The sequence below is a fragment of the Streptomyces sp. NBC_00885 genome, from assembly GCF_045207475.1.
GTDB lineage: Bacteria > Actinomycetota > Actinomycetes > Streptomycetales > Streptomycetaceae > Streptomyces.
This window is the reverse complement of record NZ_CP108796.1, coordinates 3,993,415-4,015,245: the sequence shown is the minus strand read 5'-3', so window position 1 is coordinate 4,015,245 and position 21,831 is coordinate 3,993,415. Positions and strand designations below refer to the sequence as shown.

Sequence of the window (21,831 nt, the reverse complement as noted above, 5' to 3'; positions counted from 1 at the left end):
TCGCTGGTCCGGTGCGGCACATGGTGAAGATGCGGCCATGATCGTACACAAGTCCCACACAGAGAACCTGAATTCGACTGGTGGGGCCACCGACCGGCACCGGGTCGCCCCGCTCTATGTGACGGCCTGTCGGGCGGATCGGCAGGCCGTCACAGAATCCATCGAGCCAGGGCCCTGTCTACGGCGCTTGCCACTCCGCCTGGAGCTGCGGGGCTACGACGGCCCCTCCATTGGATGCGGAGAGAGAGGTGGCGGGGCTTCCGGTGTTCTGGAAGACCGTGAGGGAGATGACGTCACCGGCATTCAGCTCAAGGATCGTGGACACCTCCTGCGAAATTCCAGGAGCGCCCCCGGTGTCTGCGGTGTCCTGCTCGTCGTAGGCCTGGAGAACGCCGTTGACGTAGATGCCCATTTGACGGCTCGCCGCAGCAGGAGTGATGGACCAGAGAAGCCTTGCCTTGAGGAGGTAGCGACCGGGGGTGTTGACCACCAGGCTGTCGGACGCGTCATCGAACATCGCGTCCGTGTCGTAGGCGGAGGCATCGAAAGTGATCTGAGTCGCGGCGCTGCTCGGGATGGCCTGGTTCGCTGTGGCGAAGATACTCGCGCCGACATCGAGCGTGGGCCCGGTTGCTCCGGTTGCTCCGGTTGCTCCGGTTGCTCCGGTTGCGCCGGTCGCCCCTGTCGCCCCGGTTGCTCCCGTCGCTCCGGTTGGACCCGTTGGGCCCGTCGCCCCGAACGCCCCGGTCGGGCCCGTTGGACCCGTCGCGCCTGTCGGACCAGCGGGACCGGTCGGACCCGTCGCTCCCCAGCAGTGGTCCCAGTCGCCGAGGATCGACAGGCCCTCGCACCTATCGTCTCCGCGGCCAGGGCCGCTCGCCCCGCTCACGCGTTCGCCCATGCTCTGAGCCGCGACCGCGACCGGACTGACAACCCCGGCCGCCAGTACCAGCGCGAGGGAGACGATCGTGCCGCGTGCCTTCCACTTGCCTCGACGGGGCAAAGGCCCCAGCGGGGACCTGGTCCTGGTGTCAGAACTCATGAACTTGCTCCCTGTCTCAGTCGCTTTGGCCGAACCCAGGGCTGAGCTTGACCCGCGCGCAGTCGATCGATCCTCCTACTCGATAAGAACGCGTCGATTGTCAGCAGATAGGAGTAATCGACATATCTGGAGGGGCGCTTTTCGTCCGCCGATTCACACTCGGGGACGCGCGGGCAATCGGGCTGAGCGTCCGACTGCGTGTCGGTGGAGCGCCTTCGTCGGTGCCTGCCCGGTTGTCAGCGTTGGATGTAAGCGGAACAGCTCTGGCACCGGGCAGGCCTCCAAAGGCTCATCTGGCCGGTCGGCCCAGCCCCCACCAGACATGCCGACCGACACACCCCCACAGCGTCCGGCAGGTCCGGCCATCGTCTTCCCGCTCGGAGAGCACAAAGCCACCGGACTTCATGGGTTGTCCGCACTCGGGACAGGCCGGGGCGGCGCTGGTCATGCGGCGCACCCTAAGGGAACCGACCGCGGATCTGCGCCGGATTGGCGTAGGACCGCTCCGTCCCGAACTCTGGGCTGGGGAGTTCCGCGGGGTCCTGCGGGCGCGGCCGGTCAAGTCGAGCAGCGCTCTTGAAACCGCCGCCGCGCCAACTCGTCATAGGTCTCTCAGCCATGGGGCGGGACGGTACAGTCCCGGGTCTGACAGGGGGAACACACATCGACGCAATCGGCCCGGCTGGAGCCGCGCCAGGCGCACGCTTGCCAACTGTGGTGGTGGGGTGGCGGGTTGGGCGCAGGGGGCGTTCACCTGCGTTCATAGGGGGCCAGTTCGTGAGTTCGGCTCAGCATCTCCTCTCGCTTGCACGGCCGCGAACGGCGCTGAATGAGACGGAAAGTGAGACGGACATACCTGTTGGCAGCCGCGGTCTTGAGGGGGCGTCCGTGCCGGCGGAATCCTTGAGGACAAGCCTGTTCAGACCGCTACCCGGGCACTCGAAGGGGACAGTTGCGTGGACACCCTCTCGGTAGCACTGGTCTCCGCGTTGACCTCAGGCGCCGTCTCCACCGGTCTCGTGTGGCTGACCAGCCGGCAGCAACGGCGAGACGGCGAGCGTGCTCAACGCGAGACCCACAACATGTCGTATCTCAACCCCCTCAGGTGGCACACCGCTGAAGCACATCACCGGCTCTCCCTCTACGCCACTTCCGTTGACCAGCGGGGGTTCTACCGACCTGCTCAGGTCCTCAACGAACCGCAGGACATCGACGGCAAGGATGCCGCGTGGTTCGCCGGAAAGGGCGTCGCTCTGGTTTCCAGCGTCTGGATGACTGCCTGCCTGTTCGCTCAGATGACGCGCACCCGTCACGACATACCGTTCCTGCGCCTGCCGGGCAAAGACGACACAACACTGGCCGCCCTCATACTGAAGGTCCATGTGGCTTTCGCAGCCTGTGACGTCTATTACGCAACCCAGTCCAGCATCGGCACCGATGTCCTCTTTGAAGCCGAAGGGCGACTCAGAAGCTACAGAGAGTTCTGCGACCTCCTGTCACAACCAGACCGGAGAGTGTGGGCCGACCCCCTCATCTGGTTCCACCTCGCTGTCGCCAACGGTGAGCGTCGCCCGAACCTCCAGCGCGCCTTGGATGCCCTCCACGAGTTGTCTGCGTTCCTCGACGACAGAGTCGCTGGTGGCGCATCACTGCGGGCGCGCTGGGACGCGGAGCTCTAGAGCAGGCCGCGGCGGTCGGTCCATGACGATCACTTCCACGCTCCAAACCTCACACCAACGTCAGAAGCAAGAGGCGTGCCGGGTGTCACAACCGGGAAGCTACGCACACCGGCGTCCCGCCTGGCGTCATCACGTCACACCGTCCTTGCCCCGTGACGGCCTTGTCCCGGCTTTGCGACACCAGGAGTTCCAGTGCTGCGGTGCGACGAGGCCGTTGCTACGGTCCCGCTTCGGGGTGCGGCCGATTGGGCCGCCTGTTAACAGGGGGACGTCCAGATGAATGCCAATCGCCTCAGACCCGTTGCCTTCGCGCTCGTGGCCGTCGCGCTGACCGCTGTGCTCACCGGGTGCAGGGAGGACGGGTCTGCCGCCGGGGCGGACGCGGCGCCGAGCGCGGGAGCCAAAGCCACTCCGTCGCCGAGCACGACTGCCGGGAAGCCCGACGCGACGCCGAGCACGGGCGCCACGGCCACCGCGTCGCCCGGTGCGGGCGGTAGCGGCACGCCCGCCGGCAAGCCAGGAGCCAAGCACACCGGATCAGCCGCGCCCAGCGCGCCCGCCGCTGACTGTGCCAGCGAGCCGCCGAGCCCGGACCACGTCGACCCCGACGAGATCGCCGTCTACCGAGTTGAGGAACTCGACGGCAGCACCGGGAAGGTGAACCTGGTCATTGAGCACGGTGCCTGGGGATGCCCGGGGAAGGACACTGACGGCGCGCCCTTCGTCGTCACAGGCGAGCACAGCCGCTGGGCTCTCGACCAGGCCGCGTATGTCACCGCCACCAACCCCATCACCGACAGCAGCGAGAACCAGCGGATCGGCGTGCAAGAGCTGATCGACTGGATCAACGCGCACCCCGACTCCGGCCTGGTGTTCAGGTATGAGACCGGCGCGGACGGCGCCATCCACCGCCTGGAGCAGGTCTTCACGCCGTAGTCGGTGAGGAGCTCTTCTGGTCTCCGCCCCGGCTGTGTGGCATGGGCGCTGGCTGGGTTCCTGGACTGGGCGTGGCGAGGCCGTCGTGGCGCTCGACCAGCCGTACCCTGCCCGCCAGCAGCGGGTACCAACCGGGTCGTTACGAGGGTGCGAAGGACGATCGCCATGACAGGGACTCAGCAGATCTTGTTCATCCAGGGCGGCGGCGCGGGCGCGCACGACGAATGGGACGACGAGCTGGTCGACAGCCTGAGGCGAGAGCTCGGGGGCGAGCACGAAGTCCGCTACCCGCGTATGCCCGACGAGGGTGACCCCAGTTACGCCCGGTGGAGCCCGGCGATCCGGCGCGAGATGGCGGACCTGGCGGACGGCGCGGTCGTGGTCGGCCATTCGGTGGGCGGCACGATCCTCATCCGTGCACTCGCCGATCAGCCGCCGGAGCGCAGGCTTGCGGCGATCGTGCTGATCGCCGCCCCGTTCGTCGGCCAGGGCGGCTGGCCGGGCGACGAATTCGAGCTGCCCGGCGACCTCGGCACGAGGCTGCCGCCCGGCGCGCGGGTGCATGTGTTCCACGGGCTCGCGGACGAGACCGCCCTACCGTTGCATGCCGACCTCTATGCCCGCGTGATTCCGCAGGCTCAGGTGCACCGGCTGCCCGGGCGCGATCACCAGCTGAACAACGATCTGAGCGAAGTGGCCAAGGCGATCAGCCCCGACAGAACCTGACCCCCTTCAACCGCACTCCCGAACGCTGCCCCTGCCCTTAAGAGGGCCATGGAAGCAATGGGATGCCCACGCATCTACACGATGGGGCCTGACGGCTCCCTGATCGAGCGCGACAGCCTCCAACCCCGTAGCTCGAGTTTCGAACCGCAGACAACTGTCTTGTAAGGCCGGCACTGCGCTCCAAGCGAACGTCGCAGGTCAGCGGATCTACAGCGACGCTGCGCCTGCTTACTGGCCGTGCACCTCCACACTCCCCGACTGACCGTGCTTGACCGCTCGATCCGGCACGGGTCTGGCACGTCGGCCGAGCCCCTCCATGCCCGGCGCGAGCCGGGAAGCAGCCCTCACCCGCGCTGGGTAATTTCGGCACCGCACTCAGTGCTTCAGGGCGACTTTGAGGACCACTATGAGGAGGCCGAGGGCCAGGTTGACCACCCCGGCGGCCAGTACCAGACGGCCGGTCGCGCCCGCGCGGAGCGCCGCCATCGCCGCCCAGCCGACCTGACCGGCGATCGCGACGCCGAGGGCTAGCCACACGGTCCCTTCCGGTCCGAGCCCCAGCAGCGGACTAACGGCGACCGCGGCGGCCGGTGGGACCGCTGCCTTGACGATCGGCCACTCGGCTACACACAGCCGCCAGATCTCCTGGCCGCTCATTGGCACGTACGCGATCCTCTCCCCGAAGAGACGGGCGAAGACATGCGCGGCCCAGAACACCACACCAGTGCAGAGCAGCAACAGAACAAGTTCCAAGCGCGGGAACGAACCGAGCGATCCGGCGCCGACCACCACCGAGGCGGCAAGCAGTGAGCCGTACACGGCTCCCGTGTAGTCGACCCGCTTCGCGGTTGCAGTCCGCGGCGGTGGACCTTCCGATGAAGTCCGGCCTTTCATGCTTCCAGTGTCGCCACGACCGGAGTCACGCTTCCACCTGAGGGTCCGGCTCCGGAATACGCCGCGATGCAGAGGGGCGCACGCTATGAGCGTTGCGACACTGACCCGCGGGCCTTACAGCTCACGGCGGCCCTCGCCGGTTCGAGCGGACCGGAGGGACGCACGACCTTTAGGCGAACCGCAAGCGTGTCGCCATGGTCAGGGGCGGCCGCGTCCAAATCGCCGGAAGTGCTTCGGCTCGGCCGAAGGAGGGCTCGTGAAGCCCGGGCCCCGAGGTCGCCAGACAAAGCCCCGGGCCGCTGGCCTGGGGCTTTCATATGGAGCGGGTGACGGGAATCGAACCCGCGGTTTGAGCTTGGGAATCACGGGCCGCTGTCAGCAGGCATCCCAGCTGACCTGTGGAAACGATACGAATCGGAGTGTTGTGCTCCAGCTTCGCCTTGTGACCGTGGTTGACCGGTGATCGCTGCCCTGTCTGGTGCGTATCCGGTGCGCTCGCCGTGCAGGCGCATCCTGCGTCATTGCTGAGCCAGTGGGGCTTCCCCGGGCCCGTCGTCTTCGCTTTTCCCTTGGACGGCGGAAGTTGGCACCCGGCTCTGACATCTGACGCCGGCCGAGACGCACGGCCAGGGACCGCCGCGCGCCCGCCATGGGCGACAACCCTGATGGGCAGCCACGTATCTGCGCACGGCCGCCGCCTTCCCCTCACGCCCCTGCCTCTACCCTTGAGGACTTCGGATTGATGGTTCACGAACAACCACGGAACGGAGCGTGCGGTGACCGCGGGGGAAGCGCATGGCGGAGAGCTGACGGGCAAGGTACTCGGCGGGCGTTACCGGGTGACCTCCACGATCGGGCGCGGCGGCATGGGAGTGGTCGCCCGGGCGGTGGACGAGCTCCTGAACCGAGAGGTCGCCGTCAAGGTCCTGCGGGCTTTCACCGACACCTCAGCGGCCGAACTGGCCGACGTGCGGACCCGGATGCAACGGGAGGCGCAGGCCGCCGCCCGTATCCGGCACAGCGGAGTGGTCACCGTGCACGACGTGACCGAGGAGCAGGGCCTCCCGGTCATCGTCATGGAACTCGTCGACGGGCCCTCGCTCGACGACGTGCTGAGGGAGCGCGGCACACTGGAGCCGCACGAAGCCGCCGCGATCGGCGCCAAGCTGATGGACGCGCTCGACGCCGCGCACCGGGCCGGCGTACTCCACCGGGACGTCAAGCCGGGAAACGTGCTGATCGAGCACGGCGGCAGGGTCGTGCTCACCGATTTCGGCATCGCCAGCATGGAAGCCTCCGGCGACGACGCCGTGGCCAAGCTGACCCAGAGCGGTCAACTAGTCGGTTCCCTCGACTATTTGCCGCCTGAGCGCGCGCAGGGCAGGGAGCCCGGTCCCGCGTCGGACATCTGGTCGCTCGGCATGATGCTCTACGCGGCCGTGGAGGGCACTTCGCCGTTCCGCCGCACGTCCGTGTGGTCCACCCTTTCGGCGATCGTCACCGAGCCCCTGCCGGAGCCCCGCCGGGCGGGACCGCTCACGCCGGTGCTCCAGGCGCTGATGGCGAAGGAGCCGGAGAACCGGCCCACCGCGGAACAGGCGCGCGGCATGCTGGAGCGCGTCGCCTCGGGCGGGACGGTGCACCCCCCATCCGCCGCTCCGACGCCGACACCCGCTCCCGCTCCCGCTCCCACGGTGGGTCCCGGGGCTGCGGCCGCCGCCGCACCGGCCCCCGGGTTCGGGCCCCCGCTGTTCCCCCAGCCCGCCCCGCAGCCTGAGCCTCCGCACGCCGGCTACGCACAGCCCGACCTGCCGCCCACGCTGCCGCAGCACGGCCCACCGGCCGCGGGCCACGCCGGAGTCCCCGCTCCCGAGACGAGCCGGACGGCAGCCCGTCCCGCACGGCGCGACAGCAAGCGCACCGTCGTCGCGGCAGCAGCCGCCGTCGTGCTCCTCGCCGCAGGCGCCGGCATCACCTACGCCCTGACCTCCCAACAGGGCGGCACGACAACGGACGGCGCACAGGCGACGCCGCCCGGCGTCGGCTCCCCCATGGACAGCAGCTGGTCGACCGGGGGCAGCACCCCGTCGTCGGCCGGTTCTTCCGGTACGTCCTCGAAGCCGTCGACCTCGGAGCAGCCGGACGGTCACGAGGACGAGGAGCTGGGGCCCACGAAGAAGCCCGGCGTCGAAGGCGACAAGCCGACCGAGAGCCCGTCGGCCTCCCCAGAGACCAAGCCCAGCCCGACGGTGAAGGAGCCCACTCCGGTGTCGACGGCCTGCACCGGCTGGGCCCACGAGAACCGCAGCGACGGCTATGGCTACCTGGCCGAGACGTCCCACCTCTACACCGGGCCGTACGCGGAATGTCAGTACGTGACCGTGGTCAAGACCGGTGTGAAGCTCTACTACCACTGCTACATCACCAACGCCTACGGCAACAAGTGGATCTACGCCCGTATCGATGGGACGAACACCGAAGGCTGGGCCCACAGCACCAAACTCACCAAGGAGAGCGGCACCCTGCCCCGCTGCTAGGCGTTCCCAACCAATGCTGCATTGGGGCGCAAGCCGCCACCCTGGTAGCCCGCGACGGCCCGGGACCGCTTCAGAGGCGGTCTTTGGCGGCCCGCACCAGCTGGCTGACGTCGTCCCGCGTGCGGGTTCTGCGCTTGCCGAATTCTGACCTGCTGTCTGTCTGCCGCTGTTCCCCGCTGTTTCCCGACCGAACGGGCACGGGAGGGGCGCGGCCACCCTTTGATCCGTAGCTCTGGCCGGATCGGTCAGCGACGGTCATAGAGGGCACAGAGAGGCGTCGAGAACCGCAACCGGCCGCTGCTGGTTGGTGGGGTTGCTGTACTTCGCTGCTGTGCGGCTGCCCGAGCTGCACAGCTCGGTCACTGAGGGCTGTAGGGCTCACGGAACGTACGGTTCGCAGGCCACACCATCACCATCCCGGTCCAGATGCGGCGCGTAGCCAGGCTCGCCCTCATGCAGCGGTGCGACGCCCGCCTCTCGTGCCTCGTCGCAGTTCTCGTAGTAGGGGGAGCCTTCGCTGGGTTGCGGCTCGGGCGCAGTCACCTCGTGTACGTCAGCCCCTACGATCGTGCCGCCGTGGACCGTGTATGTGCCCTCGAAGATCCTCAACGAGCCGTCGGTCTGAGTGGCCTCCAACGTGACCGAGACGGTAGCGCCGTTCGTGCGGAGGATATGGACCGTGTCGTGGGCTGTGTCGGCAAAGCCGTCCACGAAGGACGCGTAGGAGTCCGAGAAGTTCTTGCCTCCGATGTCCCACGCCCGTCGATAGTCCCGAGCGTTGACGGCTGCGAAGTATTGGCGGACGATCGAGGACGCGTCAGCGGCCGTCGTTGGCGCCGGCTCCTGAGGGGACGTGGGTGCCGACGTCGTTGGCTCGGGCGCCGACGACTTTGGCTCAACGGTGACGGTGTTGGTCACAGTGGTTGTGCCCTGTGAGGGCGCCGAGTCCGAGCCCCCACAGCCGCTCACGCCGATGACACCAGCTATCAGCAACATGATTCCCACATGAGCAATGCGGCTCAAAGGCATCACCCCACGACATAGATGTTCCTCCCCTCAGACTGCGCCGCCCGGCGTCGAATCACCAACGGATACAGATGGCATGCAAGAAGAACTCTGACTGCCCAGCCGACCACTCTGGCACCTGAACTTGGGAATCACGAGGGGTGGCGTGCGACCGGCGTGAGCTGCGGCGTTGGGTGCTCACGCCTGGATGTATGGCCGGATGTCGAACCCGTCGTTGACCGTGGTTCACCGACCGATCCGGCACGGCCGGAGGGTGCCCGCGGAAACGTGCGGCGCTTGCGAGGTCACCCCTGGCACATTGGGCGACATGGACGAGGCGATAGACCCCCGCAATCCGGCTGGCATCCGGGTGGGAGACGTGTACGAAGACTGCTCCTACCATCCGGTCCTGTGCACGGAGATCGACGATGACGGTGGTGTGGTGCTGAGCGGTATCTCGCTCATCGACGGCAGCTTTCCTCGCTCGTGCGACGGCCGGCACTGCGCGCCCATCCGCATTCCGGTCGAGGACGTCATGGCCATCAAGCGCGACTTGCAGTGCTACGTCCGTCGGCGGAAGGCTGAGCTGAGCGCATCCGCCCGGGAGACGGAGTGAAGGTTCCGACGGCTTTGATCGGCTCCCGGGTAGAGCGCACGTCATTTGATCACCAGGTGCGGCTGAGCCTTAGCGCCCTCGCTGAGGACGAGGGGTATCGACTGGACGCTGAGTTGGTTCTGGAGACACCGTTCCTGCTGCGTGATGCGGCTGGCGAGTGGCACGAGCTCGACCCTGGGAGCGGCGCGCGTCTTGCCCCAGTGCTCGCGCTGTTCGGGCAGTCGCTCACCGCTGTCGATGTGCAAAGACTTGGTGCGTTGGCCATCGAGTTTCAAGACGGTGCAGGACTGTGGATCGGCCCCCACCCCGAGTTCGAATCATGGCACTTGGCTGGCCACGGAGTCGACCCTGTCACGGTTGGGCCTGGCGGCGAGGACGGCTGGGAACGCTGACCGACGCCGTTCCTTGCGTCGGCAACGGAGAAGCCCGGGCCGCTGGCCTGGGGCTTCCATATGGAGCGGGTGACGGGAATCGAACCCGCGCTCTGAGCTCGGGAATCGCCGGCCGTTCCGAGCTGGCATGCCCGCTGACCTGTGGAAAAGACAGGAACCGAGTTGGGCGCTGGCACCTCATTGTGACCGTGGTTGACCGGTGATCGCCGCCCTATCTGGCACGCTTCTGGCACGGCGCAGATGGCCCTACCAGTCGCGCCACCGCTCGGTGAGTTCCTCCATGTCCTGGCGGGCGAGGAGATCTGAGACGTCGATGCCCTGCGCGGTGACAACCTGGTCTATGTACTCGCACAGGTCCTCGCGTTCGATGGTGCAGAACGCACCGTGCTCGCCATCGATGGTGTTGAGCTGTTCCACCACTCGCTCGACAGCCGCGAGTATGCGCTCGTCCGATGCTTCGCCGAGAGAACGAGCCTCATCTTCGAACGCGGCCAGGGCGGCGTCGGTCGCCTCTAGCATCACCGGGGTGTAAAGCTCTGCGGCGTCTGCGTTCTGCGACACCTCGTCCCGCCACGTCGCGGAAGGTCTGATTGCCATGTGCGGACGCTACAGCTGTCCACTGACATGACCGCTGGCACTCGGACTCTTTCCAACTGTGTTGGTGGAGTCTTGGGCTGTGTGCTGGGCCGTCCGCCTGCGTTCATAGGCGGACGGCTGCTGAGCGGAGCTGGTCCGTGGTCTCGTCTAAATGGCCGTGAACGGGTCTGAATGAGACGGAAAATGAGACGTGGCCCGTCCGCCTGCGTCTGGGCGGGTACGCCCTTCAACGCTCCAAGTCTGCTTCGCACCTGGCCTTGCCCTGATCATGTTCGTCACAGCGCTTACCCGAAGGGCATCGAAGCGTCAAGAAGCGCTTGAAGCGCGGACGCGCCTCTTCCGCGCTTCCCTCCCTTGGAGTGCGCTGGTGAGCTTCGAGCCGCCCCCATCCCTAGGCGTGGAGTCCTTCAGCATCGGGAAGGTGAGCCACTAACAGAAGAAGTTTCACGGGGGCAGAGTTGGCGGCGTTAATATTCGGCCTTATCGCTTCACTCGCTGCAATATTCTCCATCCTCTTCGCTGCGCGGCAGACCCGAGAGCTCGCTAGGCAGACAGTGCTGAATAATGGAATATCTGCCGCATCTGCTGTTCATAATAGCCTGGATAGGCTTCACGCTATCGACAGCATGCTGTTTGAGAATCCACAGTACATATCTTACTTCTATGCAGGGCGCCCAGTGCCGCATGAAGGAGATGAAAGACTTCGGGTCCTCACGCTGGCAAACATGTTTGCCGACTCGCTCGACTATGGGCTACTCATCAAGTCGCTGGCACCCGAAACTGACAACTATGAATGTTGGAATGAGTACGTCGATGGAATGTTGACGAATGCTCCCGCGATTCGATTTGTCGTGAGCCAGCACCCCACGTGGTGGCCGTCACTTAGCCACCACTTTCCCAACATTGCTCCCTGATGCAACCCGCTGGACAACTGTCCTCCTGTCAGCCTCGCCCGGAAGCCCTCAGCTTGGGAATCACTGATCGATCACTCAGTAGGTGGGTGCTGACCAGCGTACGAGGGCAGCCGTCGCTAGCGCTCTATACACGCCAACTGGCAGGCCCTTGGCCGATCGCTCCAAGCGTCTGCCGCTTGGCGTGCCAGCAGATGGAGTGGCGCAATCTGACTCTTGCACAGCAATGCAGTATCTGCACAATCAGGGCGAAGGGGGGCGCCGCTTGCCAAGGCGCTGAGTTTATGGATGCTGCTGCCCGAGTAACACTCATAACTGGCTTTGCGACGGCCGCCGTAGCTATTCTTGGGTACTGGGTTAACCAGCATGCCGCTCGACGCGAGCGGAAATCCAAGACATACGCTGAGGCGTTGTTGGCTATCTCGGACTACGAGGAGCTTCCGTATCTAATTCGACGACGCCCTGATGGCGCTAGTGAAACACGAGCTACCATCGTCCAGCGTCAGACTGAAGTGTTCTCACGAATCCGCTATAACCAGGCGCTCTTAGATATGGACTCTGCGGTGATAGGGGAGGCTTACCGGCTTCTTTTCACCCACACTCGTCGACTGGGAGGTCCATACCGGAAAGAGGCTTGGATGGAGAAAATTATCACGAGCGATCCAGAGATTCCAAACTCTGCATATTATCCGTACGACAACGAGCCAGAACTTAAACTTTGCTTGAAGGCTATGCGCCGGGAAATGACGCCATTCGCTGGGCCGCTTCGTTTTTTCACGCTGCGACAGATCAGGAAACTCCGCGAAAGTCGGCCCCAATGGCAAGCGCCTGCCTGGATGAGGGATCGCGAGGCCGGCGCAAGGACATCTGCTTTGTAGTTCGAACCAAGCTCACAGCGACCTGCCGGAACCCATGTCCCGCGCCTGACGGCCAGTATTCCGGGGGCCATCATGCTCTGTAGCCGTCCAGCGATGTTGATGTCACTTGGTGATGTCAGCTTCCGACCGCTGCTTCTGGACAGAGCGAACCGTGTGCTCAGCAACGGCGGCGATTGTGAATGCCAGCAAGGCGGCATAGACCACTCGCCGCCAGACAGCGGTGTCCCAGATGACGTGCCCGCCAGACCAGACTGTGGCGAACAACCACCACACAGGCCGCCAGTCGCGTCGACGCTTGTCGGCCGCTGTCATGCTGTTCTCCACTTGGCTACCGGGGGCCGTGAGGATATCGCACGCGCAGGTGCGGATTTAGCGCAAGCTCCAGTTTGGAAGACCCCGAATGCGGGCGCGGTCGGACCTGCGAAGCCTCTGATCAAGACCGACGGCCTACTCGCCCGAGAAGGCGATCCGTAGGTCTCGGTCTGTACGGCACCGCAGGCCCCAGGCCAACAGCGTCGTCATGACGTCATGCTCGGCGCCCCTCAGTCGAGCGAGATCCGAGCCCTCCAGTTCCCGCACCATCCGGTCCACCGTTTCACCGGACAGCATGGTGTCTCCGTACGGATCGAGGTTGGCCAGAGTGGGGAGTCGATGCCGGCCGAGCCGCCCAACGGCCGCCCAGAACTCGTCGTCGTCGACGTATCGCTTCAGAATCCCTACTGCTGGCCGCGGCCCGGCCTTTCGTCCCGTCCGGGCTGTGGAGACCCCTCGCCGAAGTTCGATGATGAACCCCATCCTGGCTGGCCTCCTTATCCGCGGATCCGATGACAGCTCGGTCCACCCTTACACGCAGGCTGATTCTGTGTGATCCGAAAGAACCGGCCTACCTAAGACTTGTTCCGCAAACTGCCCGCTGGGGACCTGATGGCATGATCCAAGCGTGATCAGTGAACCCGGCCAGTCTGGTGCGATGAGGTATGTCCTGTTTGATGTCGATGGCACGTTGATCGACGCTGTGGACAATCAGCGCCTGGTTTGGCGAACGTGGGCAGAGCGATACGGACTGGACCCCGATGAGGTCTACCGAGTGGCGCTGCGGACGAGGCCGATGGAGACCTTCGCGCAGGTCGCTCCGGACCAGGACCCCGGGGAGTGCCTTGCCGCACTGCACGAGCTGGAGGACGAGGACGTCCGCTCCGGCGCCTATACGGCCTTTGGCGGCGCCTCGGAGCTGCTGAGTGCTCTGCAGCCCGGGTCCTGGGCACTGGTGACTTCGAACTATGAGCACCGGGTGCGTGGACGCTTCGCACGGACGGGCTTGCCGGTCCCGGAGGTCCTCGTGGATGCGGCCGCTGTGGAGGAAGGCAAGCCGTCGCCGGTGCCGTATCTGCAGGCAGCCGCGCGACTTGGTGCCAAACCGGAGGACTGTCTGGTCATCGAGGACGCCCCTTCCGGGGTGGAGTCCGGGCTGCGTGCCGGGATGACGGTGTGGGGTGTCAACGGCCCTGCGGCGGTGGACGGCGTGCATCGTCACTTCGGCAGCCTGCGCGAAGCGGTCCGCGACATCCTCGCCTTTGCGTCCGGACCTCGCCCTCACCGGCTGGAGGGATCAGCCGCGGTGGAATCATCTTGATGTGGCTGGTGTGATCACGGCGTCGGAGCCGTCTTGGATAGTCCCGTTCTCCGGGCTGAGCCCGCGCCAGTTCATGAAACTGGTGACGGCGCTGCGTCGCGAGGGGGTCGACGCCACCCGCCGGGGCAGGCCGTGGACCCTGCCGCTGGCAGACAGGACACTGCTGGTCACGGCGTACTGGCGCACAAACTTGACGATGCGCCAGCTCGTCCCGCTGTTCGGCATCTTCAAGTCCGCTGCCGACCGCATCATCGACCACCTCGGTCCGCTCCTGGCGCTTCAGCCCCGGCGCCGCTTCGCGAGAGACGCCGTACTCATCGTGGACGGCACCCTGGTCCCGACCCGCGACCACACGATCGCAGAACAGTCCAAGAACTACAGGTACTCCACCAACCACCAGGTCGTCATCGACGCCGATACCCGCCGGGTCGTCGTGGTCAGCCGGCCCCTGCCGGGCAACCGCAACGACTGCAGGGCGTGGAAGCAATCCGACGCCAAAGCCGCCGTCGGGAGGACGTTGACGATCGCCGACGGCGGCTATCCGGGAACCGGACTCGTCATGGCCCCACCGCCGCCGCAAGGGCGAGGAACTCCCCGACTGGAAGCAGGAGCACCACCGCTCGCACAAGCAGGTCCGCGCCCGCGTCGAGCACACCTTCGCCCGAATGAAGACCTGGAAGATCCTCCGCGACTGCCGCCTCAAGGGCGACGGCGTCCACCACGCCACGCTCGGCATTGCCCGCCTGCACAACCTCAACCTCGCCGGATAAACGAACGGGTTCCACAGCGGCCGACCCATCCAGCTCGATTCGAAGATCTTTTGCGGGACAAGCCTTAGCCCGGCTGGACTTGAACCTGTGGCCTCATCCTTATCAGGTCGATCGCGAAGGACCGTCGATGTCGGCCCATCGGTCCTACGCTTCGGCTGATCGGCCATTGCGATCCGGCGTCGACCGCTACTGTTCGCGCTTGTTGGTGTCAGCCGCTGATGTCAGCCGCCGCACACGGTCTTGACGGGGTGACCGACCCCGCTAATCGCTGGCGGACGCAGAGCGGGCACGGATCTGCTTCCTTGATCGACGGTTGGCGGCGCCATCGCGGGCCGAGATCCCCGAACACCACCGAGAGCAAGGCGAAGGCCGCAGATTCCGCCCAGCCTCGCGGTTCGTCGGTCACCTTCCCTAGCAACCAGAACGCCAACGTGGTCATGACCCATGCCGCGAGCCAAGTACCACTGCGTGTTATCCAGGGAGCTCTCACGCGCGTGACCATACATCTTGCGCCGCGGGCGCCTCGGCCGGCGGAGTCACAATGGGCGAGTCAACCCTGATCGATCTTGAAAACCGTCGTGGCAGCGATGTCACCGTGGGTTCAAATCCCACACCCACCGCAGATGGACGGTCCCTGACCAGCAAATTCGGTCAGGGGGCGTCTGTACGTCCGATCACTGTGACAACCCGGTGTTCCCCGTGGTTCCCCGGTCCATCGGGCACGGGAAGGGCACGTCAGTCGGTGGTTGGGCTGATCTGCTGCCAGCCATCGACGGACTTGGTGATGAACATTCCGCGGTAGACCTCACGCGTCCATACGGTCGCGCCCTCCCCGTATTCGTGGAGCTCCTCGAAGGCTTCCGCAGCGGAGTCGTAGCTGAACTTGCGCCCCTTCGCGTTCCGGATCATCCACTCTCTATCGCGCGCAACACCGATGCCCATGGTCATGGCGTTTCCCCTCCCCATTGGTGTGGGCAGAGGGTAGCTGCTGCGCCCCCGACCTGGGCATGAGGGGGCGCGAGTGATGCTCGGCGTGCCGACCGCCCCCAGCCCCCGCCAGCCTCTCTCTGACGGCTTGGTGTCCGCGCTCGGTGCGCCGCCGCCCGGCCGGGGGCAGCCGGGCGAAGACAGTGGCACGCCCGCGGCCGGGGGCTGCGGCGCGCGCCGCGCTTGCGCGGCGCCTTGAACCCGTAGAGAAAGTTGTTACTCGGGTGTCGGCAGGACCTGTGTCTGGTCTCGCTTGACGCTCGCCGGTAGTCCGCGTGTGCCGGTGAGGTTCGCGTTTTTCAGGTTCGCGCCTGTGAGCTTGGCGCCGCTGAGGTCGGCGTTGCGGAGGTCGGCCCCTGTGAGGTCGGCGTTGCGGAGGTCCGCCCCCGTCAGGTGAGCGTTGCGGAGGTCCGTGCCGTCAAGGAAGGCGTACTGAAGGTTCGTGCAGAAGGCTGGGGTTTCCGTGCCTGACGCTGTGTCGTGGATGAAGCCCGAGCAGGTCATGTCTGCTTTGCGAAGGTCCGCGCCGGTGAGGCTTGCGTTGATGAGGTTTGCGTCGGACATGACAGCGCCCCTGAGGTCCGCGTCGGTCAGGTCCGCAACTTCAAGGTTCGTGCTGCTCAGGTCTGCCCCGTGAAGGTCTGCGCCGGCCAGGTCCGCCCAGCGAAGGTCCACGTCGGACAGATTGGCTCGGGGAAGCCTGATGAGGAACCTGTCAGTGAAGCGGAGGCCACGAAGGTCGGATTTGCCCAGATCGACGGGTGTCCCCCCGTCGCGCTCGGGGCTGCGCCTGGCCAGCACGGCGATCGCCGCCCGGACATCGGTAGTCGGCGTGTGAGCATCCGCGCTTTCTGCCACCGGTTCTTGCTCGCTCGCGGAACTGGCTCCTGCGTGCTGGCGTACGAAAGCGGCGAGCACGGACACCACTGTGAGGTGGTCACGTACGGAGTCCTGCATGATCCGCTGCAGGGAGTAAATCCCACCTAGTCGTACGTCCAAAGACGTGGATCCCAGGTTGCCAATCGCGGCGTTGAACCGGTTGGTGATCTGCCCTTGCTCGGTGATCCGCAGTTCCTTGCTGGTCTGCCCTACCTGCATCCAGGTGAACAACAGCGCGGCCAGTGCAGCCAGCCCCGGCAGGCTGACCGCCACGAGCCCCACCCACTGTGCTCGGTCCCTGGTCTGGGGTGGAGGTGCCCCGGTTCGATCGCCTCTCAGACGTCGGCGTCGCCGAGCATTACGCCGGTGAGCGATCCGGCGGAGCCTTTCGACGCCAAAGTTCGCGGTCACTTTCCCCATGGCATCCCACAGGTCGAGCTGCCGCAACTCTCAATACTCCAACTTCGTCTTTCGGCCTGCGCCGCCTTGTCCTTCGGTCGGTGCGCCCGCTCAAGGAGAGGCAGCGGTAGCGCAGTGTCTGGTGTGCGGAGCTGGTCCGCTCAAACGGGGATGCGCCAGAGCGGGGCGGCGTACTGCTCCGGGCGGCTGCTGAGCAGGAGAGCCCTGAGGTTCTGGCGCTGCTTGCCATTGAGTTCGAGGGCTTCGGTGAGGCGGCGGAATGTCGTGTGGGTGATTCCGCGGTCGCCGGCCTGGGCCTCGAACTGGTCGAGTTGGCGGAGCGTCGTCTCGGGGTCGAGCTTCCGCTCCGGCTGGGTGCCCAGCCAACTGGCCTTGTTGCGCTCGTAGTCGATCTCGGAGTAGCCGCAGATCTCGCGGCTGTGCTGCTCCACCTCGTCGAGCGTTTCCGTGACGAGGATGGCGCGGGCCAGTTCGTTGCGGGTGAGGGCGTCGTCCAGGTCGGCTTCGTGGATGGTGGGTCCCTCGTCGGTAAGCGGGACCGGGAGGCCGGCGTCCCTGATTTCACACAGGCCGCGGTCTCCTCGGGCTGTCGCGGCGAGCATGGCCGTTGCTTCCGAGGGGTGCCATTCCAGGACCGAGCTGACCGGTTCCACGTGCTCAGCCGTCAGGGTCAGAAGAGTGGGGCCCATGCGGTCGCGTAGGTCGTCGGCGGGGATCTCGCCGTCCAGGCCTGGGCCTGCGACTAGGAGCCGTACCGGGGCGTTGACTTGGCAGCACGCTGCAAGCGTGAGGGCGTCCGCGAGTGGACTGCGCAATGTCGGCTCGTCGCCCCGCGCGAGGATGTCGCCTCCGACGTCCAGGAGGTCGATCGACTCGGGCTCCAGGTGCTGGATGAGTTCTTCGAGCTGGCGTGTGATGCCCTCGGCACCGTGGTGCGGGTTGATCAGGGCGAAGGTCTGTGGGAGTTCCGCGGCGAGCCGCGGGAGGGTCGAGACGCTGACGATCGGCTCGCCGAGAAACAGACTGAGATCCGGCGGGGCGATTGGCGGACCCAGACGCTGGTGCCGTCAATTTCGAGGATTACGCGCTGCGCTGGGTCAAGGAGAAACGACACGAATCGGGGTGTGCTCCAGCCTCGCCTTGTGACCGTTGTTGACCGGTGCACGCTGCCCTATCTGGTGCGTATCTGGTGCGCTCGCCGTGCAGGCCCGCTGACCGTGAATGAGCGGCACCACCGCTGGCTGGCGAGCCATGTCTTCACAGGGGGGAGGGCGCCGGAGGCGCCTGCGGCTACCGAGGTCGGCAAGCCGACCGGCTGTAACACCGTCTTGCGGGTGTCACAGCCGGTCGTACCACGCGGTGTGCGGATCCCCTCAATCGGCCGCGATGCAGTGCTTTCAGTCTTCTCGCCGCGCCGCCGCCTCCTGCAGGTAAGCGGAGATCGTGGCGAGGTCGTTGGCGATGCTCAGTACGCCGTTGACGTCGGTCGTCGGGGTGGAGGCGCCGTTGACGCCGGCGAAGAAGACGTCGAAGCGGCCGTTGCCCTTGTCCAGGTAGCCGGCGATCGTGATGGCGCCGACGGCCAGGCGGTTGTTGAGCGCATCAAGACCGACGGCGGCGCCGGTCTTGGCGAACACCTTTCCGCGCGCGGGGCAGTCGGTGCAGTTGTCGGCCAGCAGGCCGTCGACGCCGAGGATGGGCAGCGCGTTCCGGAAGACCTCTGCCTCGGGGGTGCGATGCCAGTACGTCAGCATCTGCACCACGGCGTTCGGCGTGGTCCGGTCGACGGGGTTGCCGCCCCGGCCGTCCAGGAGCTGGATCTGCTTGCGGTCGACGCCCGCGCGGTCCAGGAAGTCGGCCAGCACCGGGAAGCCGTCCATGCAGTCCTGGCTGCCCTTCGCGACGGCCATCAGGCAGATGGCGAGGTTGGCGCCCAGGTTGTGGCTGACCTTGAAGATGAGCTTGGCGTACTGGGTGTAGGGCGGGGAGGTGTACTGGGCCACCCGCGGCCGGCCGTCGTACCCGTCGGGCAGCCGGTCGACCGGGTTGGCTCCCGTCGGGTTGGCGGTGACCTTCACCCCGGCCCGTCCGAGCGCCTCGATCAGCGCGGTGCGTCCGAAGGCCGCCGGATCGGCGATGTCGGAAACCTTCAGCGCCGGTTCGGAGTCGGCCGCGATGGTGCCGGACAGCTGGATCCGGGTGCCATTCTCGGAGGTCGTCACCTCGATGTCGGTCGGCTCGCCCGCCGCCACGGTCCGCACCGTCGACGTGACGTGGTACGGGGCGACCTTGGGCCGCCAGTCCAGTCGCGCGGGCGCGCCGGGCCTGGCGCCGGGGGTGGTCAGCAAATCGATGAGATTGTCGTTGATGATCAGCGGGGTCGGGACCGGGACGAAGATCGGCTCGGGCTGGAAGAGCCGGTTGTCGACGATCACGTTGCCGTCGACGCGGGTGATGCCGGAACGCCGTACTTGCTGGGCGATCTGGTTGATCCCGGCGAGCGGATTCTCCGGGGTGAGCGTGGCGCCGGGGAAACTGTTGGCGTATGTGTGGTCGAGGTCGGTATAGGCGACCGTGCCGTCGGGGCGGGTTCTGCCGCCCATGGTGAGGTCGCCCTGGGCGACCAGGTCGAGATTGCCCTTCAGGGTGCTCCCGCGGCGCTCGCCGACCGCGTAGACCGGGGTCTGGAAGCGGTGGTCGCCGCCGAGGGTGTCCCACGCCCCGGACACGCCGAACAGCTTGGCCACCGACCCAGGGATGAAGAGCTGCTCGGCGAACCGGCTGTGGATCACCCTCCCGCTGTCCGGGTCGCGCTGGAGCAGACCCCACTGGGCGTTGGGGTAGTCCGACTTCCGCATGATCTCCGTGATCCGCGGGTCCAGCCGGTCGGAACCGCCGTCGTCGGGCGACGAGGCCGCCTGGGCTGCCACGCCCGGCGTCAGGGCCAGGAGCAGCAGGGCACAGCATCCGGCGACGACGCGACGCCGAAAGGATCCGAAGTTCTCTCCTCGCACTGCAACACGTACCGTTCGTCTCGGCAGTTTCCTGTCCATGGGGTCAGGTATGGACCCCGATGTGCGCCGGAAATGGGCGGCGCGAACGGTAGTCACCCGAACGGCACGGCGCATTCGTCGAAATGCGTAGCGAACGGCCGGTCGGGACAGTCGGTCAGCGGCCGGGCTCGGACTTCAGGCGGCTTGCCCTCAGCGGGCCGGATGCTGCCCCGCTGACGTCGCTTGGATGTCTTGGTCGCCGTGGTCCTGGAACCTATTCATGGTTAATGCCAGGCTACGACGAACAGGGCACCCGTCCCGGAAGGACGAACGGGCTGGTCAGACGCTGTGCCCCCGGCAGGATTCGAACCTGCGACACCCGCTTTAGGAGTTCGATCTCGCCCGGGCGTGGTTGAGGTCCACCTCGCGCACAGGCGCCGCACGTGGCTTCGGGTTGTCGCTGCCGTCCGTGGCCGTTGATGTCAGCGGAACAGCTCCGGCACCGGGCAAACCTCCAAAGGCTCATCCGGCCGGTCGGCCCAGCCCCACCAGACATGCCGACCGGCACACCTCCACAGCGTCCGGCAGGTCCGCCGGCCATCGTCCTCCCGCTTGGAGAGCACGAAGCCGCCGGACTCCATGGGCTGGTCGCACTCGGGACAGGCCGCAGCGTCGTTGGTCATGCTGCGCACCCTAACGAAGCGACCGCTTCGTCCCGAAGCAACTTCGGTGGGAGTGCCACCTGAGGGCATGCCTCTCACCTGTGTTGTTGGTCCGTCAGTGTTCGTGCGTGTCCGCCGCTGCTCGTCGGTGTTGTCACGCAGTTAGACACTCACCGCTCGGCGGTCGATCTGTCAGGTCCGTTGTCAGCGCCCGCGACTATGGTCTCAAGCGCGCGGTCGGCTTCCGGGGGTTCCAGCTCTGCAAGGAATGGTTGCATCCCCGGCCTGTCTGGGGGCGGCTCGGAGAATCGTCCGGGACCTAACCGACGGTCGGGCTTCGTTGATGGCCAGCGGATGACCTGTCAGCGCCGGCCGCGCAGGCCCGGGCGTGGCTCGGCCGACTGAAAGTCTGGCACGGGCAGGATTTGCCGCACGGCATATTGTGGCTGTTCGGACATCGCACTCGCGGGGGCAGGCATGACCGTAGGTAACCAAGGATCGGAGCCGAGGGGCGGGACCGATCGCGATGGCACGCAGCAGGGCGCCCTGGTCCAGCGCATGCAACTCATCGCGATGGCTCAGGGCCTCGATCTGGGCGAGGTGCGGGCTGTCGCTGGCTCGTACGACGATGTTGAGGCTGGCAGCGGCAGAGGGCCGATCATCGTATCCCCTCGCACAGACGGGATGTTCCATGTGCGGTTCCAGCTTCACCGGACCTTCCCCTTGTCGGAGGGGTGGACGAACGAGCTCGTCGCCGTGGTAGAAGCTGCGGCCTTGTGGCGCCGGGGCTGCGGTCTGCGGGAGCTGCATGAGCACTTCCCGTTCATGAGCTGGAGCGAACTGGCGCAGGCGTTTGAAGACGGCAATCCGGTCCCTACCAAGTGGGGGGAACTGCTATCCAGTGCGTGGCACCTGAGTGATCGTCCTTTCCTTCAGGCGGCCCACGACCATCCTGAACTGCGCCTGTTCTATCCGGACATGAGCCATGGGAGCTTGATGCTGAGCCGGAAGCCCTTCGACATGGACTCCGGTCTCGTGAAGATCAACCCGCTTTCGGGAGGCGACTACCGAGTGACCATGTTCCCGGGCAATTTCCGGCAGGAAGTGACCTCGCTGAACGAGGCACTTGAGATCGCGGCAGCCTGTTTCCGGCCGCTCGGCTGAGCACCGAGGGTGACCGGAAGGCGGCTCCTTGGGTACGACGTCGTCAGGCTTCGCTAGGCCTAGCTCACGATCTTGAAAACCGTCGTGGCAGCGATGTCACCGTGGGTTCA

General features: G+C 66.2%; 18 protein-coding genes and 2 pseudogenes. 9 read left to right on the top strand and 11 right to left on the bottom strand.

The genetic code is table 11. From position 1 onward, the window contains the following. Positions 1-178: 178 nt before the first annotated feature. On the bottom strand, positions 179-1,042 hold the full coding sequence (locus OHA61_RS18150) for a hypothetical protein (protein WP_406303904.1): 864 nt from the start codon (positions 1,040-1,042) through the stop codon (positions 179-181). A 956-nt stretch (positions 1,043-1,998) separates the two neighbouring features. Here OHA61_RS18150 and OHA61_RS18145 point away from each other — a divergent pair. The 3 genes from OHA61_RS18145 (at position 1,999) to OHA61_RS18135 (ending at position 4,383) form a co-directional block, all read left to right on the top strand. Next, entirely contained in the window at positions 1,999-2,721 is a 723-nt protein-coding gene (locus tag OHA61_RS18145; RefSeq protein WP_406303903.1) for a hypothetical protein, read from the top strand. Positions 2,722-2,997: 276 nt separating this feature from the next. Further along, on the top strand, positions 2,998-3,657 hold the full coding sequence (locus OHA61_RS18140) for a hypothetical protein (protein ID WP_406303902.1): 660 nt from the start codon (positions 2,998-3,000) through the stop codon (positions 3,655-3,657). 165 nt (positions 3,658-3,822) lie between these two features. Beyond that, the gene (locus OHA61_RS18135; protein ID WP_406303901.1) at positions 3,823-4,383 is read left to right on the top strand and encodes an alpha/beta fold hydrolase; all 561 of its coding nucleotides are present in this window, start codon (positions 3,823-3,825) and stop codon (positions 4,381-4,383) included. Positions 4,384-4,758: 375 nt separating this feature from the next. On the opposite strand, the gene OHA61_RS18130 is transcribed toward OHA61_RS18135, so the two are convergent. Then, positions 4,759-5,277 (bottom strand): hypothetical protein, encoded by a 519-nt coding sequence (locus OHA61_RS18130; protein WP_406303900.1) that lies wholly within the window; start codon positions 5,275-5,277, stop codon positions 4,759-4,761. 776 nt (positions 5,278-6,053) lie between these two features. Here OHA61_RS18130 and OHA61_RS18125 point away from each other — a divergent pair. Next, the gene (locus OHA61_RS18125; RefSeq protein WP_406303899.1) at positions 6,054-7,814 is read left to right on the top strand and encodes a protein kinase domain-containing protein; all 1,761 of its coding nucleotides are present in this window, start codon (positions 6,054-6,056) and stop codon (positions 7,812-7,814) included. A 378-nt stretch (positions 7,815-8,192) separates the two neighbouring features. On the opposite strand, the gene OHA61_RS18120 is transcribed toward OHA61_RS18125, so the two are convergent. Further along, positions 8,193-8,732 (bottom strand): excalibur calcium-binding domain-containing protein, encoded by a 540-nt coding sequence (locus tag OHA61_RS18120; protein ID WP_406303898.1) that lies wholly within the window; start codon positions 8,730-8,732, stop codon positions 8,193-8,195. 415 nt (positions 8,733-9,147) lie between these two features. Here OHA61_RS18120 and OHA61_RS18115 point away from each other — a divergent pair, with 415 nt between their 5' ends. Continuing rightward, positions 9,148-9,435 carry a hypothetical protein gene (locus OHA61_RS18115; RefSeq protein ID WP_406303897.1) on the top strand — a complete coding sequence of 96 codons (288 nt, stop codon included), beginning with the start codon at positions 9,148-9,150 and terminating at the stop codon, positions 9,433-9,435. Beyond that, positions 9,432-9,827, top strand: coding sequence for a DUF6188 family protein (locus OHA61_RS18110; RefSeq protein WP_406303896.1), 396 nt, complete (start codon positions 9,432-9,434; stop codon positions 9,825-9,827). The genes OHA61_RS18115 and OHA61_RS18110 overlap by 4 nt, the downstream gene beginning before the upstream one ends. 246 nt (positions 9,828-10,073) lie before the next feature. Here OHA61_RS18110 and OHA61_RS18105 read toward each other — a convergent pair whose 3' ends face one another. The 3 genes from OHA61_RS18105 to OHA61_RS18095 all read right to left on the bottom strand — a co-directional run bounded on the left by OHA61_RS18105 (position 10,074) and on the right by OHA61_RS18095 (position 13,008). Further along, positions 10,074-10,424 (bottom strand): hypothetical protein, encoded by a 351-nt coding sequence (locus tag OHA61_RS18105; RefSeq protein WP_406303895.1) that lies wholly within the window; start codon positions 10,422-10,424, stop codon positions 10,074-10,076. A 1,891-nt stretch (positions 10,425-12,315) separates the two neighbouring features. Further along, positions 12,316-12,525 carry a hypothetical protein gene (locus OHA61_RS18100; protein ID WP_406303894.1) on the bottom strand — a complete coding sequence of 70 codons (210 nt, stop codon included), beginning with the start codon at positions 12,523-12,525 and terminating at the stop codon, positions 12,316-12,318. A gap of 135 nt (positions 12,526-12,660) precedes the next feature. Next, positions 12,661-13,008, bottom strand: coding sequence for a hypothetical protein (locus OHA61_RS18095; RefSeq protein WP_406303893.1), 348 nt, complete (start codon positions 13,006-13,008; stop codon positions 12,661-12,663). 145 nt (positions 13,009-13,153) lie between these two features. Between OHA61_RS18095 and OHA61_RS18090 the strand changes: the two genes are divergently transcribed. Both OHA61_RS18090 and OHA61_RS18085 read left to right on the top strand, forming a co-directional pair. Beyond that, positions 13,154-13,846: an HAD-IA family hydrolase gene (locus OHA61_RS18090; RefSeq protein WP_406303892.1), complete on the top strand. Its 693-nt coding sequence runs from the start codon at positions 13,154-13,156 to the stop codon at positions 13,844-13,846. Between the two features lies 1 nt (position 13,847). Next, positions 13,848-14,616: pseudogene (locus OHA61_RS18085) on the top strand (transposase). Positions 14,617-15,351: 735 nt separating this feature from the next. Here the strand turns inward: OHA61_RS18085 and OHA61_RS18080 are convergent. The 5 genes and pseudogenes from OHA61_RS18080 to OHA61_RS18060 form a co-directional block, all read right to left on the bottom strand. Beyond that, positions 15,352-15,525, bottom strand: coding sequence for a hypothetical protein (locus OHA61_RS18080; RefSeq protein ID WP_406303891.1), 174 nt, complete (start codon positions 15,523-15,525; stop codon positions 15,352-15,354). A gap of 294 nt (positions 15,526-15,819) precedes the next feature. After that, the gene (locus OHA61_RS18075; RefSeq protein WP_406303890.1) at positions 15,820-16,755 is read right to left on the bottom strand and encodes a pentapeptide repeat-containing protein; all 936 of its coding nucleotides are present in this window, start codon (positions 16,753-16,755) and stop codon (positions 15,820-15,822) included. Between the two features lie 287 nt (positions 16,756-17,042). Further along, positions 17,043-17,894 (bottom strand): annotated as a pseudogene (locus tag OHA61_RS18070) (DUF1152 domain-containing protein); the annotation flags it as partial. Positions 17,895-18,299: 405 nt separating this feature from the next. Beyond that, positions 18,300-19,916, bottom strand: a complete 1,617-nt coding sequence (gene dacB, locus OHA61_RS18065) for a D-alanyl-D-alanine carboxypeptidase/D-alanyl-D-alanine-endopeptidase (RefSeq protein WP_406303889.1) — start codon at positions 19,914-19,916, stop codon at positions 18,300-18,302. 461 nt (positions 19,917-20,377) lie between these two features. Then, positions 20,378-20,578: a dehydrogenase gene (locus OHA61_RS18060; RefSeq protein WP_406303888.1), complete on the bottom strand. Its 201-nt coding sequence runs from the start codon at positions 20,576-20,578 to the stop codon at positions 20,378-20,380. Between the two features lie 456 nt (positions 20,579-21,034). On the opposite strand from OHA61_RS18060, the gene OHA61_RS18055 reads away from it, so the two are divergent. After that, positions 21,035-21,721: a DUF6193 family natural product biosynthesis protein gene (locus OHA61_RS18055; RefSeq protein ID WP_406303887.1), complete on the top strand. Its 687-nt coding sequence runs from the start codon at positions 21,035-21,037 to the stop codon at positions 21,719-21,721. The last annotated feature ends 110 nt before the right edge of the window (positions 21,722-21,831 follow it).

Coding starts and splice junctions, on each gene's coding strand:
- OHA61_RS18150 (WP_406303904.1), bottom strand. CDS start 1,042: ATGAGTTCTGACACCAGGACCAGGTCCCCGCTGGGGCCTTTGCCCCGT.
- OHA61_RS18140 (WP_406303902.1), top strand. CDS start 2,998: ATGAATGCCAATCGCCTCAGACCCGTTGCCTTCGCGCTCGTGGCCGTC.
- OHA61_RS18135 (WP_406303901.1), top strand. CDS start 3,823: ATGACAGGGACTCAGCAGATCTTGTTCATCCAGGGCGGCGGCGCGGGC.
- OHA61_RS18130 (WP_406303900.1), bottom strand. CDS start 5,277: ATGAAAGGCCGGACTTCATCGGAAGGTCCACCGCCGCGGACTGCAACC.
- OHA61_RS18115 (WP_406303897.1), top strand. CDS start 9,148: ATGGACGAGGCGATAGACCCCCGCAATCCGGCTGGCATCCGGGTGGGA.
- OHA61_RS18105 (WP_406303895.1), bottom strand. CDS start 10,424: ATGGCAATCAGACCTTCCGCGACGTGGCGGGACGAGGTGTCGCAGAAC.
- OHA61_RS18100 (WP_406303894.1), bottom strand. CDS start 12,525: ATGACAGCGGCCGACAAGCGTCGACGCGACTGGCGGCCTGTGTGGTGG.
- OHA61_RS18095 (WP_406303893.1), bottom strand. CDS start 13,008: ATGGGGTTCATCATCGAACTTCGGCGAGGGGTCTCCACAGCCCGGACG.
- OHA61_RS18080 (WP_406303891.1), bottom strand. CDS start 15,525: ATGATCCGGAACGCGAAGGGGCGCAAGTTCAGCTACGACTCCGCTGCG.
- OHA61_RS18060 (WP_406303888.1), bottom strand. CDS start 20,578: ATGACCAACGACGCTGCGGCCTGTCCCGAGTGCGACCAGCCCATGGAG.
- OHA61_RS18055 (WP_406303887.1), top strand. CDS start 21,035: ATGACCGTAGGTAACCAAGGATCGGAGCCGAGGGGCGGGACCGATCGC.